Here is a 13659-nt window from a genome sequence, read left to right as displayed (position 1 = left end):
GCTCCGAGCGTCGGACCGATGGGATACCGGTTTCGACGCGCCCGGCCCCGTCGTGGTTCACCCCGGGGCGTCCCGGGGAAAGGGGCGTGCCCCCGCCCGGAAGTCGGGGGCGGGGGCACGCGGACCGTGGGACGGCGGGGTCAGAGCCGCTCCCACGCCTCCGTGAGGACCTTGCGCAGGATGCGCTCCATCTCCTCGAAGTGCTCCGGGCCGCAGGTCAGCGGCGGCGAGAGCTGGACGACGGGCTCACCGCGGTCGTCGGCGCGGCAGACCAGACCGGCCTCGAACAGGGCCTGGGAGAGGAAGCCCTTGAGCAGTCGGGTCGACTCCTCGGCGGTGAAGACCTCCTTGGTCTCCTTGTCCTTCACCAGCTCGATGCCGTAGAAGAACCCGTCTCCGCGCACGTCGCCGACGATCGGCAGGTCGAGCAGCTTCTCCAGCGTCGCGCGGAACACCGGGGCGTTCTTGCGGACGTTGTCGAGGATGCCCTCCTTCTCGAACAGGTCGATGTTGGCCAACGCGGCGGCCGCGGCGACCGGGTGCCCGGCGAACGTGATGCCGTGCAGGAAGACGTTGCCCTCCTCCTTGAACGGCTCCATCAGGCGCTCGCGGGCGATCACACCGCCCAGCGGGACGTAACCGCTGGTGGCGCCCTTGGCGAAGGTGATCATGTCCGGCACGTAGCCGTACTTGGTGGCGCCGAAGTACTCACCGAGGCGGCCGAAGGCGCAGATGACCTCGTCGGAGACCATGAGCACGCCGTAGCGGTCACAGATCTCGCGGACGCGCTGGAGGTAGCCGGGCGGCGGCGGGAAGCAGCCGCCGGAGTTCTGCACCGGCTCCACGAAGACCGCGGCGATGGTGTCCGGGTCGTTCTGGAGGATCGCGTCCTCGATCTGGTCGGCGGCCCAGCGGCCGAAGGCCTCGGGGTCGTCCCCGTGGACCGGGGCGCGGTAGAAGTCGGTGTTGGGCACCTGGATGGTGCTCGGCACCAGCGGCTCGAACTGGGTCTTGATGCCCTGGAGGCCGGTGATGGACAGCGCGCCGAGGCTGCTGCCGTGGTAGGCGATCTTCCGGCTGATCACCTTGTGCCGGAGCGGCTCGCCGATCGCCTTGAAGTACTGGCGGGCGAGCTTCCAGGCGGACTCGACGGCCTCGGAACCGCTGGTGGTGAAGAACACGCGGTTCAGGTCGCCGGGGGCGAGGTCGGCGATCCGCGCGGCCAGCTCGGCGGCCTTGGGGTGGGCGTAGGTCCAGATGGGGAAGTACGCGAGCTCCTTCGCCTGCTCGGCGATGGCGTCGGCGATCTCCGTGCGGCCGTGCCCGGCCTGGGAGACGAACAGCCCCGCGAGGCCGTCCAGGTACTTCTTGCCGTTCGAGTCGTAGACGTGGACGCCCTCACCGCGGGTGATGACGGGGACGTCGGCGTCGTCGTAGGCGGCCATCTCCGTGAAGTGCATCCACAGATGGTCCTTGGCGGCCCGCTGAACGTCCTGCGGGCTCAGGCTCGCTGCCACTTGGTGCTCCCATGATCGCTGGGTAGGTGCGGGGACCGTGTGGAAGGTCGGTCGACCCGTGGGTCCCTGCATGGACCCGCTATAGAAATAGTGGCACTAAGACTGATCTTGTCAAGTATCCGTCGCGAAACCGAACCTTTACAACGGAATCACTTGAACTTCTGCTGCGCTGATGGCAACGTGATCCAAGACACGGAAAAACGCGCGCGACGTGCCTGACCAGCCAAGGGAGCAGACGTGACACAGGGCAACGACCTGGAGCACCTCCGGAACTTCGTCGACGGCAAGTACGTCGACACCATCGACGGGATCCGCAGCGACATCGTCGACCCGGCCACGGGCAAGGTCTTCGCCACGGCTCCCGTCTCCTCCGCCGCCGACGTCGACCACGCCTTCCAGGTCGCCCGGCGCGCCTTCGAGGACGGGTGGCGCGACACCACCCCGGCCGAGCGGCAGATCGCCCTCAACCGGTTCGCCGACGCGGTCGAGGCCCGCGCGGACGAACTGGTCGCGGCCGAGGTGCGCAACTGCGGCAAGCCCGTCGCACTGACCAAGAGCGAGGAGATCGCCCAGGTCCTGGACGCGCTCCGGTTCTTCGCCGGGGCCGCGCGCAACCTGGAGGGCCGCGCCGCGGGCGAGTACATGGCAGACCACACCTCGTGGATCCGCCGCGAACCCATCGGCGTCGTCGGCCAGATCTCGCCGTGGAACTACCCGATGGCGATGGCCGCCTGGAAGATCGGCCCCGCGCTGGCGGCGGGCAACACCATCGTGCTCAAGCCCTCGGACACCACGCCGGTCTCCACGCTGCTGCTCGCCGAGATCGCCGCCGAGTTCCTCCCCGCGGGCGTGTTCAACGTGATCTGCGGCGACCGCGACACCGGACGCGCGCTCGTCGATCACAAGATCCCCCAGCTGATCTCGCTGACCGGCTCCACCCGCGCCGGGTTCGAGGTCGCGCAGGCCGGTTCCCGCGACCTCAAGCGCCTCCACCTGGAGCTGGGCGGCAAGGCGCCGGTCATCGTCTTCGACGACGCCGACATCGAGCGCACCGCCGCCGGGATCGCCGAGGCCGGGTTCTTCAACGCGGGCCAGGACTGCACCGCCGCCACCCGCGTCCTCGCCGCGCCGGGCGTCCACGACGACCTGGCCGCCGCCCTCGCCGAGCAGGCCCGCGGCACCGTGACCGGTCCGCCGAGCAACGCCGACGCCCTGTTCGGCCCGGTCAACAACGCCAACCAGCTCGCCCGGGTCAGCGGCTTCCTGGAGCGCACCCCCGACCACGCGGAGATCCTCGCCGGCGGCGAGCGGGTCGGCGACGAGGGCTTCTTCTACGCCCCGACCGTCGTCTCCGGCCTCCGGCAGGGCGACGAGCTGGTGACCGACGAGATCTTCGGCCCGGTCATCACCGTGCAGCGGTTCACCGACGAGGACACCGCCGTGGCCTGGGCCAACTCCGTCGAGTACGGCCTGGCCTCCAGCGTCTGGACCAGGGACCACGCCCGGGCGCTGCGCGTCTCGCGCCGCCTGGACTTCGGCTGCGTGTGGATCAACACCCACATCCCGATCACCGCGGAGATGCCGCACGGCGGCTTCAAGCACTCCGGATACGGCAAGGACCTGTCGATGTACTCCTTCGACGAGTACACGCGGATCAAGCACGTCATGAGCTACATCGGTGACTGACGCCGAACCCGACCCGGCGGCCGCCCCGGACCGCGACCCCGCGGCCGGGCGGCCCGACCGGCATCCCCTTGGAACGCGAGCTGATAGGAACCACCCCGCCATGGCAACCACCACCACCACGTCCGCCCCGGAGGCGGCGGCCGAGCCCCCGACCCGGACGGGGGAACCCGCCATCAGCCTGGAGGGCGTGACCAAGTCCTTCCGTTCGGGCTCGGAGACGGTCACGGCCGTGGCCGGGGTCGACCTGACCATCGGCGCGGGGGAGTTCTTCTCACTGCTCGGCCCCTCGGGGTGCGGCAAGACCACGACCATGCGCATGATCGCCGGGTTCGAGGAACCGACCTCCGGCACCGTCCGGCTCGACGGCCGCGACGTCACCGGGATCCCGGCCAACCACCGCGACGTCAACATGGTCTTCCAGAGCTACGCGCTCTTCCCGCACATGAGCGTCGCCGACAACGTCGCCTTCGGGCTCCGGCGACGCGGTGTCGCCAAGGCCGAGATCCGCACCCGCGTCGCGGAGATGCTCGACCTCGTCGAGCTGGGCCACCGGGCCAAGCACCGGCCCTCCCAGCTCTCCGGCGGCCAGCAGCAGCGGGTCGCGCTGGCCCGGGCCCTGGTCAACCAGCCCGGAGCGCTCCTGCTCGACGAGCCCCTGGGCGCTCTGGACCTCAAGCTCCGCCAGTCCATGCAGGTCGAACTCAAGCGCATCCAGCGCGAGGTCGGCATCACCTTCGTCTACGTCACCCACGACCAGGGCGAGGCGCTGACCATGTCGGACCGGATCGCGGTGATGAACCACGGCCGGGTCGAGCAACTGGGCACGCCCGCGGAGATCTACGAGCACCCGGCCACCCGCTTCGTCGCCGACTTCATCGGGACCAGCAACCTGCTCACGGGCGTGGTCCGGGACCGGTCCGAGGGGGGACCCTGGCGGGTCGAGGTCGGCGAGGGCGCCACCGCCCTGGCCGCCGAACTGCCCGACGGCGCCGAGGCGGGCGGCGAGGTCCACCTGACCGTCCGCCCGGAGAAGGTCCACATCGGCACGGCCGAGCCCGAGGGAACGGTCAGCCGCGTGCCCGGGACGGTCACCGAGACCGTCTACCTCGGTTCGGCCACGCACTACCAGGTCGACATCGGATCCGACCAGCAGGTCACGGTCTTCCAGCAGAACGCCTCGGGGGCGGGCCTGGTCGCCGAACGGGGTGAACGGGTGTGGCTGTCCTGGCCGCCCGAGCACTCCTACGCGCTGTCCGACTGACCCGACCACCGCCGGGTCCCGCGGACAGCGCTCCGGACCGGCCCGGTCACCACAGCCGCATCCCCCGACCAGAAGCAGGGAATACCGACATGAACCACCGTCCTCGCCCGCACCTGTCCCCTGAACTCCTGCGCGGACTGACCCGCCGCCGACAGCGCGGCCCGCTGTCCGTGCCCGGCATCAGCCGTCGCAGCACCCTCCAGGCGGGCGGCGTGGCCGCCGCCGCGCTCGCCCTGTCCGCCTGCGGGGTCGGCGGCCAACAGCGCGACTCCGAGTCCGTCGAGGACTACTGGGGCGGCAAGGAGCGGACCGGCTCCCTGCGGTTCGGCAACTGGCCGCTGTACATGGACTCCGAGCGCACGCAGCTCCAGCAGTTCACCGAGGCCACCGGTATCGAGGTGGACTACAAGGAGGACGTGCAGGAGGCGGCGCAGTTCTTCGGGCAGATCCAGCCCAAGCTCGCCAACGGCGACGACACCGGCTACGACCTGATGGTGCTGCCCAACGGCTTCGAGCTGGCCAAGCTCATCGAACTGGGCTACCTCGTGCAGCTGGACCACACCAGGCTGAACAACTACGCCGACTACGCGGGTGAGGTGTACAGCAACACCGCCTACGACCCCGGCAACCGGTACACGATCCCCTACACCTCGGGCATCACCGGCATCGCCTACAACCCGGACTACGTGGACCGGGAGATCACCAGCATCGCCGACCTGTGGGACCCGGCGTTCGAGGGTAAGGTCGGCATGATGTCCGACGCCCAGGAGATCGCCAACTTCGGCCTCCTCTACAACGGAGTCAACCCCGCCGACTCCACCCTGGAGGACTGGGAGGCCGCCGCCGCGGCCCTGCGCGAGCAGCGCGACGCCGGGATCGTGCGCGCCTACTACGCGCAGGACTTCATCCAGCCGCTGACCAACGGCGACCTGTGGATGACCATGGCCTGGTCGGGCGACATCTACCAGCAGAACGCCGAGGAGGGCACGAACCTCAAGTTCGTCGTCCCCGAGGAGGGCGCCACCCTCTGGACGGACTGCATGATGATCCCCTACACCTCGCAGGCGCCGGTCGACGCGATCGAGCTGATGAACTTCCTGTACGAGCCGGAGATCGCCGCCGGGCTCACCGAGTACATCGCCTACATCACACCGGTCCCCTACGTCCAGGAGGTCTTCCGGGAGTGGGCCGCCGCCGAGGGCGACTCCGAGCGGGCCGAGGCGCTCACGGACATGGCCGAGAGCTCGCTCGTCTTCCCGACCGAGGACGAGTACCAGCGGCTGCACAACTTCGTGAACCTGGCCGCCGAGGACCAGGAGCAGTTCGCCTCCCTCTTCCACGCCATCACGCAGAGCTGACCGCCATGAGTAACCGAAAGAGCACTCCCTACGTGCTGGTGCTGCCAGCCTGGGTCTGGCTGGCCATGTTCTTCGTCGTGCCCATCGGCGGGATGCTGTCGCTGTCGCTGACCACCGGAAACGTGGTCACCGGCTTCCAGCAGACCTTCGAGGTGGGCAACTACGTCGAGGCCGTCGGCACCTACTGGGAGCAGATCGTCCGCTCCCTGTTCTACGGGGGCTGCGCCACACTGCTGTGCATCGTCATCGGCTACCCGATGGCCTACTGGATCGCCTTCCGGGGCGGGGCGCACAAGTCCACGTATCTGCTGCTCATCCTGCTGCCGTTCTTCGTGTCGTTCGTGCTGCGGACCATCTCCTGGCGGTTCCTGCTCGCCGACAACGGCGTCGTGCTGGGCACCCTGAAGTCAATCGGGCTGATCCCGTCCGACGCGGCCGTCCTGAACTCCTCGCCCGCGGTGATCCTGGGCCTGGCCTACAACTTCCTGCCGTTCATGGTCCTGCCGATCTACGCCGTCCTGGAGCGCATGGACCCGCGCCTGGTGGAGGCCGCCCACGACCTGTACGCGGGCCGGGTCCAGGCGTTCCTCCGGGTGATCCTGCCGGTGTCGCTGCCCGGCGTGTTCGCCGGTGTGCTGATGACCTTCATCCCGACCAGCTCCGACTACGTGAACTCGTCGGTCCTGGGCGGCACGCACAACACGATGATCGGCAACGTCATCCAGACCCAGTACCTGGTCAACAACAACTACCCGATCGCCTCGGCGATCACCTTCGTCCTCATGGGGCTCCTGCTGGCCGGCATCTTCAGCTACGCGCGGGCCCTGGGAACCGAGCGGGTCATGGAGGTGCACGCGTGAGCACCGGAGTCCACACACCCACCGAGCCCGCCCCGCGAACCCCGGAGGGCACCGGGCCCGGGCGGCGTCCCGCGCGTGCGCGGCGACGGACCGACTGGGGCCGCCTCTACACGATCGCGGTCCTGGCCTGGCTCTTCCTGCCGATCCTGTTCATGGTCGCGTTCAGCTTCAACGACCCGGCCGGACGGCACAACATCACCTGGCAGGGGTTCACCCTCCGCTGGTACCAGGACGCGCTGGCCTACCCGGACCTGAACCAGGCGATGTTCAACTCGGTGAGCATCGCGCTCCTGACCATGGTGATCTCCGGGGTGCTCGGCACCCTCCTCGGCCTGGCGCTGGGCCGGTTCACCTTCCGGGGCAAGCAGCTCACCAACCTGGTGATGTTCTCCGCGATCAGCGCGCCCGAGGTGGTCATCGGCGCCGCCCTGCTGTCCACGTTCCTCATGATGAACGTGACCACGGGCTACTGGACGACGGTGGTCTCGCACGTGATGTTCTGCGTGTCCTTCGTCGCCATCACCGTGCGGGCGCGCGTCATCACGCTGGACCCGCGTCTGGAGGAGGCCGCCCGCGACCTGGGCGCTGGACCGTTCACCACGTTCCGGCTGGTCACCCTGCCGATGCTGTTCCCGGCGGTGATGTCGGGCGGGCTGTTGGCCTTCGCGCTGTCGATCGACGACTACATCATCACCTCGTTCGTCAGCGGCGACGTGACGACCTTCCCGCTGTGGATCTGGGGCACCACGCGCGTGGGCATCCCGCCGCAGGTCAACGTCATGGGCACGCTGCTCTTCCTGGTCGGTGTCATCCTGGCCGTGGCCAACGTGATCAGCAGCCGGCGCAGACGGTGAGCGGGGCGGCGGCGCACCCGAGGGGACGCCGCCGAGCCCCGACCGACGACCCCGCACCGCGCCGCAGCCGAGGGATCCCGGATCCCGGGTGTGTCGCACGTGCGGAGGGGGAGGAGGTCCGGCACCATCCGTCCATGCCGGACCGCCTCCCCCCTTCCCCGAACGGGGGACCCGTGCCCGCCGGACGTCGGCGGACGCGGTCACGAGAAAGACGGAGTGATAACCCATGGCCGACGGAGCGACCGCGCGAGCGGAGAGGGCGCTGAGGGGCGCTCGCCCGAAGGTCTTCTGGCTGGACCCCGAGATCGAGGGCCACGACGTGCCCGAACCCGCGCCGTCCCTGACCGGTGACGTCCACGCCGACCTCGTCGTGGTCGGCGGCGGGTTCAGCGGACTGTGGACCGCGCTCATCGCCAAGGAGCGCGACCCCGGCCGCGACGTGGTGCTGGTGGAGGCGAGAACCGCCGGGTGGGCTGCCTCCGGGCGCAACGGCGGCTTCTGCGCGGCCAGCCTCACCCACGGGTACGACAACGGCGCCGAGCGCTGGCCCGAGGAGATCGGCGAGCTGGAGCGGCAGGGGCGGGCCAACCTCGACGGGATCGAGGAGGCGGTCCGGCGGTACGGGATCGAGTGCGAGTTCGAGCGCACCGGGGAGATCCTCGTGGCCACCGCGCCCTGGCAGGCGGAGGGCTTCGAGGAGTCCGCGGCGGCCATGCGCGCGCTGGGGTACGAGGCCCAGGTGTGGGACGCCGAGCGGATGCGCCGGGAGGTGGACTCGCCCACCTACGTCGGCGCGCTGTACGAGCCCGACTCGGTCGCGATGGTGCACCCGGCCAAGCTCGCGTGGGGGTTGCGGGCCGCGTGTCTGGAGCTGGGTGTGCGGATCTTCGAGAACACACCCGTGCGGGCGATCCGCTCCACGCACTCCGGACTGCGCCTGGAGACCGGCGCGGGCGCGCTGCACGCGCCGAAGGTCGCGTGGGGCACCGGGGCCTTCCCCGGCCCGCTGCGCCGCCTCAAGCACTACCTCGCCCCGGTGTACGACTACGCGCTGATGACCGAGCCGCTCAGCGATGAGCAGATGGCGTCGATCGGGTGGAAGGGCCGTCAGGGCGTGGGGGACGCGTCCAACTTCTTCCACTACTACCGGCTGACCTCGGACAACCGGATCCTGTGGGGCGGCTACGACGTCGTGCACCACTACGGAGGCAAGGTGCGTCCCGAGTACGACCAGCGGCCGGAGACCTTCCGGAAGCTGGCGGAGCACTTCTTCGAGAACTTCCCGCAGCTGGAGGGCGTGCGGTTCACGCACACCTGGGGCGGGGTGATCGACACGTGCAGCCGGTTCTCCGGGTTCTTCGGCACCGCGCACAAGGGTCGGCTGGCCTACGCGGCCGGGTACACCGGCCTCGGCGTCGGGGCGACCCGGTTCGGCGCGCAGGTGATGCTCGACAAGCTCGACGGACTGGACACCGAACGCACCCGGTTGCGGATGGTGCGGGAGAAGCCGCTGCCGTTCCCGCCGGAGCCGGTGCGGTCGCTGGGGATCGAGCTGACGTTGCGGTCGACGGCCGCCGCCGACCGCAACGGCGGCAAACGCAACCTCTGGCTGCGGACCCTGGACGCGATGGGTCTGGGTTTCGACAGCTAGGAGAGGCCGCCGGGCCCGGGGGAGTGAGGGCTCCCGGGCTCGGACGGGGGCGGCCCGGGCCGATCGTCGGCCCGGGCCGCGGCGTGTCAGGCGTCGGTCGCGGCGGCGCCGGGCCCCGCGGCCGCCCGATCCGCGGCGGGGCGCCGGTCCCGGAGACGGGCGACCAGGAGTGAGAGCGCGAACGCCACCACGCCCGCGCCCGCCGCCCACGCGGGCAGGCGCCCGGGCTCGGTGCCGGAGGAGAGCAGGGCGCTGCCGACGGCGGACCCGACCGCCGAGCCGAGGTAGACGGCGGCCATCTGGAAGGCGACGATCGACGTGGTGCGCCCGGGACGCGTGCGCGTGAGCGCGTCCTGGAGGGTCGGCACGGTCGCCCAGCCGCAGGCGCCCCACAGGACGACCGCGACGACCCACACGGCCGGGCCGTCGAGGAGGGCGAGGGCGAGGAAGGACGCGAGGAGCAGACCGGTGGTGACCGGCAGCACGCGGTGGGATCCGAGCGCGTCGATCGGGCGTCCCACCAGGGCGGAGCCCGCGACACCGCCGGCGCCCCAGGCCCAGACGAGGGCGAAGCCCCAGGCGGCCAGGCCCCGGTCCTGCGCCACGGGCACCAGGTAGGTGTAGAGCCCGAGACTGGACAGACCGGCGACGAACGCCAGGATGACCCCGGCGGCGACCTGCGGGACGGTGACCGAGGACAGGCGGGTCCCGGCGCCGCTCCCGATGGCGGGCAGGGGGCGCGAGCGGGACAGCAGGGCGAGCAGACTCACGGAGCCGACGGCCACGACCAGCCCCACGGTCCAGCGCCAGCCGACCTGGGCGCCGATGAGCATGCCCAGCGGGACCCCGGCCACGGTCCCGGCGGAGAGGCCGAAGGTCACCAGGGACATGGCGCGGCCCCGCTGTTCGGGGGCGACCGTGGCCGCCGCGGTCGCCGTGGCCACGGCGCTGAGCACACCGGCGCCGATCCCGGCGACGACGCGTGCGGCGAGGAAGGTCTCCAGGTTCGGGGAGAGCGCGGTGAGGAGGTTCCCGCCGTTGAACACCGTGAGCGCGAGCAGCAGGCCCCGGCGGGTGGACCCGGCGACCAGCGGGCCGGACAGCAGCGGTCCGGCCAGCGCGTAGGCGCCGGTGAAGGCGGTGACACCGAGCCCGATCGCGCCGACCGTGGTGGTCAGGGAGTCCGCGATCCGGGGGAGCACCCCGGCGAGCACGTAGGCGTCGACCCCGAGCGAGACGGTGGCGACGACCAGGGGCCAGAGCCGACGGATCACTTCGCGTCCTCCCCGGCCGCGGGCGCGTCGTCGGCGTCGTACCCGGCGAGCACCGTCTCGACGAGGCCGGGGAAGCGCGCGGCGAGGTCCTCGGTGCGCAGGCTGATCATGCACTTGCGCCCCTGGGCGCGCACGAACACCACCCCGGACTCCCGGAGCAGTCCCGTGTGGTGGGTCAGCGTCGAGCGCGGCAGGTCGGGGCCGAGTTCGACGCTGTCCACTTCGCCCTCGTCGGCGAGCTTGCGCACCATCGCCAGGCGGAGGGGTTCGCTGAGTGCGAAGAGCACCCGGGGCAGCGCGATGTCCTCCCGGTCGGGATGGACGTAGGTACGGGCAGGGGACATGGCGACCTCGAATCGTTCGACTATTATCGCACGATAATAGTTCGACAATAGTCGCACGATCAATGTGGGGGCGGGCACGACGGAGCGGCCCACGCGGGTCGTCTCCCGCGTGAGCCGTCGGAAAGGGGTGGGTAAGGCCGGGTAAGAGTTGTCCCGGGCGGTACGCGGGGCGGCGTGGCGTCGCCGCCGGAGAGCCGCCCCGTGTCCAGGATGGTGGTGTCTCCCCGATCCAGGTCCACCGCGTGGCCGCCCACCGGCCCGAGTTCCCAGGCCGCGCGGTGTCAGTGTGTGCGGCTCCGGAGCCCCGGCGCGGGTTCCGGAGCGGCCGGAACCTCCGCCCCGCCCCCGGTCAGTACCCGCGCCAGGCACCCCGCTGGTAGTCGATCACGCGCGGGTGCATCAGGGTGGAGCCCTCCACCCCGGGGTCGCGCCGGTCCTTGGGGAACACCAGCGCGGCGGCGAGCAGCTCCTCGTCGAGGAAGCGCAGCGGCGGCGCGTCCTCGGGCAGGGTCGGGGTCGGAGCCGCGTCCTTGGCGGCCAGGTAGAAGCCCCAGTTGCCGAACGAGGGCACGTCCACGTTGTACGGCGTCGCGGCCAGTCCGGCCTCCTCCAGGGTGTGGCCCACGCTCCAGAACGCCTCCGGGGCGAAGAACGGGGAGCCCGCCTGGACGACCAGCCGCCCGTCCTCGGCCACGGCCTCGGCGATCAGCGCGTAGAACTCCACCGAGTACAGCTTGGCGGTGCCCACGTCGTCCCCGTCCGGGAGGTCGGCGACCACCGCGTCGAACTCCCGCCCGTTCTCCTGGAGCCAGCGGAAGGCGTCGGTGTTGACGACCTCCACCCGCGGGTCCTGGAACGAGTCCCCGTTGACCCGGCGGATCACCGGGTCGGTCGACGCCAGCTCCACGACCGCCGGATCGAGGTCGACCAGGGTCACCGAGTCGACGTCGTCGTAGGCCAGGATCTCCCGCAGCGCCAGGCCGTCTCCGCCGCCCAGGACGAGGACGTCCTCGCGGGGGCCGTCCATCACCGGGTGGATCAGCGACTCGTGGTAGCGGTACTCGTCCAGGGTGGAGAACTGGAGGGACCCGTTGAGGAACATCCGCACGTCCTCGCCGTCCAGCGACCGGGTGAGCACGATCTCCTGGTACTCGGAGCGCTCGGCGTGCACGATCGGGTCGCGGTACAGCGCCTGGCGCGCGTCCACCTCGAACTGGTCGGCGTAGGCGAAGGCCAGCCCGAGCACGCCCAGGACCAGGACCAGGCCCGCGGTCAGCCCCGCGTGGGCACGGCGGCCCAGTTGGGAGCGGAACAGCCACAGCACGACGGCCACCCCCACCACGGCGTTGAGCGCGCCGACCATGACCGAGCCCTTGGGCAGGCCCAGGAGGGGGAGCAGGACGAAGGGGAAGGCGAGACCGCCGATGAGCCCGCCGACGTAGTCCGCGGCGAACAGGTCGGCGACCGCCTCGGAGGCGTCCTGCCGCCGGATGCGCTGGATCAGCGTCATCAGCAGGGGGATCTCCACGCCGATGAGCGCGCCGATCACGAACGACAGCGCCACCATCGCGGGCTGGTAGGCGGAGAACCAGGCGAAGGCCCCGTACAGCAGGAGCACCGACAACCCGCCGACCAGCGACAGCAGGCCCTCGACCACCGCGAAGGACAGCGCGGGGTTGCCCTGGAACCGCTTGGACAGCAGCGAGCCCACCCCCATGGCGAACACCATCACCGACAGGACCACGGAGGCCTGGGTGATGGTGTCGCCCAGCAGGTAGCTGCCGATCGCCACCAGCGCGAGCTCGTACACCAGGCCGCACGCGGCGCACACGAACACCGCGGTCAGCACGAGGAACCGCGCCGCGCGGGGCGGAACCGGGAGCCTGGGGGCCGGTCGGGTGGTGGTCTCGGTCAACGGGGCACGCCTCACTGTCGGAAGGGGACCGGCCGGGGTCCCGGGCCGGTCGGTGCGGTGGCCGTCGCTCCTCAGGTGAGGGCGGCCGCGACCACCAGGGCGATGGCCACGTGCGCCGTGGCGCTGACCCAGGTGGCCGGGTGCGGTTCGGGGTCGCTGATCATCCGGGCGATCTTGACCGGGGTGATGAGGTCGATCAGGAGGAAGGACACGGCCATCACGGCCAGACCGATCGCCCCGTAGACCGCGGTGGACAGCAGACCGGCGGCCAGGCCCACCTCGGACTCGCTGCTGAGGATCGCGGAGAGGACGACGATCGCCGTGCCCAGGGTGTTGGCCGAGACCAGCAGCACGGCGTTGGTGTTGCGGTCCTCCCAGATGAGCGTGTGCAGCCTGCCGGGGGTGAGGAGGTCGACCACCAGGTAGCCGACGATCAGGACGGCGATGCCCACACCGCCGTAGGCGAGGGCGGCCAGGGAGTTGAGGAGAAGGTCGTTCATGATCCTTGCCTGCGAGGTTGGGGGAAGGGGGTCGTGATGTCGTGGTAGGTGTCGTGACGTGCCTGAATGCTACTTGCCGAAGCCGGATCCGCCGCCGCGGTAGCTGCTGCCGCCACCGCTGTTGAAGATGAAGACGCCGCCTCCGCCGGAGCCGCTGGAGCCGTTCTCGCAGTCGTCATCGTCGTAGGTCGGGTCCGAGACGTAGTCGTCGTCCGGGCAGTAGTTGGTCGCGCCGTTGTCGCAGGCTGAGATCAGGACCAGGATCACGATGACGGCCGCGACGATCACCAGCACCGTGATCAGGGTGTTCCTGCCGGTGCTGTCGGAGCCGTGCGCTCCGCTGGCGTCTTTCATGTGGGGATCTCCTCATGGGTGGGGGATGGTCACGGTCGGGGGAGCCAGCGCACCTGTGGCGGGGGTGGACGTTCCGTGCCGGGCC

At 70.7% G+C, this 13659-nt stretch carries 12 protein-coding genes; 6 read left to right on the top strand and 6 right to left on the bottom strand.

The genetic code is table 11. The features are described from left to right. Window positions 1–140: 140 nt before the first annotated feature. Complete coding sequence (locus DVR05_RS24495; protein WP_116248269.1) at window positions 141–1517, bottom strand: aspartate aminotransferase family protein; 1377 nt, start codon at window positions 1515–1517, stop codon at window positions 141–143. Window positions 1518–1754: 237 nt separating this feature from the next. Here DVR05_RS24495 and DVR05_RS24490 point away from each other — a divergent pair, with 237 nt between their 5' ends. From DVR05_RS24490 to DVR05_RS24465, 6 genes are all read left to right on the top strand, one after another. Next, complete coding sequence (locus tag DVR05_RS24490; RefSeq protein ID WP_116248268.1) at window positions 1755–3203, top strand: gamma-aminobutyraldehyde dehydrogenase; 1449 nt, start codon at window positions 1755–1757, stop codon at window positions 3201–3203. A 100-nt stretch (window positions 3204–3303) separates the two neighbouring features. Continuing rightward, a complete protein-coding gene (locus tag DVR05_RS24485; protein WP_116248267.1) occupies window positions 3304–4464 on the top strand; it encodes an ABC transporter ATP-binding protein in 1161 nt (386 codons plus the stop codon). Window positions 4465–4553: 89 nt separating this feature from the next. Beyond that, a complete protein-coding gene (locus tag DVR05_RS24480) occupies window positions 4554–5822 on the top strand; it encodes a spermidine/putrescine ABC transporter substrate-binding protein (protein WP_198659337.1) in 1269 nt (422 codons plus the stop codon). Window positions 5823–5827: 5 nt separating this feature from the next. Further along, window positions 5828–6682: an ABC transporter permease gene (locus DVR05_RS24475; RefSeq protein ID WP_116248266.1), complete on the top strand. Its 855-nt coding sequence runs from the start codon at window positions 5828–5830 to the stop codon at window positions 6680–6682. Beyond that, window positions 6679–7536 carry an ABC transporter permease gene (locus DVR05_RS24470; RefSeq protein ID WP_116248265.1) on the top strand — a complete coding sequence of 286 codons (858 nt, stop codon included), beginning with the start codon at window positions 6679–6681 and terminating at the stop codon, window positions 7534–7536. The genes DVR05_RS24475 and DVR05_RS24470 overlap by 4 nt, the downstream gene beginning before the upstream one ends. A gap of 226 nt (window positions 7537–7762) precedes the next feature. Further along, the gene (locus tag DVR05_RS24465; protein ID WP_116248264.1) at window positions 7763–9187 is read left to right on the top strand and encodes an FAD-binding oxidoreductase; all 1425 of its coding nucleotides are present in this window, start codon (window positions 7763–7765) and stop codon (window positions 9185–9187) included. Between the two features lie 86 nt (window positions 9188–9273). Here DVR05_RS24465 and DVR05_RS24460 read toward each other — a convergent pair whose 3' ends face one another. From DVR05_RS24460 to DVR05_RS24440, 5 genes are all read right to left on the bottom strand, one after another. After that, entirely contained in the window at window positions 9274–10461 is a 1188-nt protein-coding gene (locus DVR05_RS24460; protein WP_116248263.1) for an MFS transporter, read from the bottom strand. Next, window positions 10458–10805: a helix-turn-helix transcriptional regulator gene (locus DVR05_RS24455; protein WP_116248262.1), complete on the bottom strand. Its 348-nt coding sequence runs from the start codon at window positions 10803–10805 to the stop codon at window positions 10458–10460. Before DVR05_RS24455 ends, DVR05_RS24460 begins: the two co-directional genes overlap by 4 nt. Before the next feature lie 349 nt (window positions 10806–11154). Beyond that, complete coding sequence (locus tag DVR05_RS24450; RefSeq protein ID WP_116248261.1) at window positions 11155–12720, bottom strand: polyamine aminopropyltransferase; 1566 nt, start codon at window positions 12718–12720, stop codon at window positions 11155–11157. A 71-nt stretch (window positions 12721–12791) separates the two neighbouring features. Then, window positions 12792–13220: a DUF350 domain-containing protein gene (locus DVR05_RS24445; RefSeq protein WP_116248260.1), complete on the bottom strand. Its 429-nt coding sequence runs from the start codon at window positions 13218–13220 to the stop codon at window positions 12792–12794. Between the two features lie 69 nt (window positions 13221–13289). Then, on the bottom strand, window positions 13290–13574 hold the full coding sequence (locus tag DVR05_RS24440) for a hypothetical protein (protein ID WP_116248259.1): 285 nt from the start codon (window positions 13572–13574) through the stop codon (window positions 13290–13292). Between the last annotated feature and the right edge of the window lie 85 nt (window positions 13575–13659).

This window comes from Nocardiopsis sp. FIRDI 009, from assembly GCF_003386285.1.
Lineage (GTDB): Bacteria > Actinomycetota > Actinomycetes > Streptosporangiales > Streptosporangiaceae > Nocardiopsis.
This window is presented reverse-complemented; position numbering and strand designations above follow the sequence as displayed.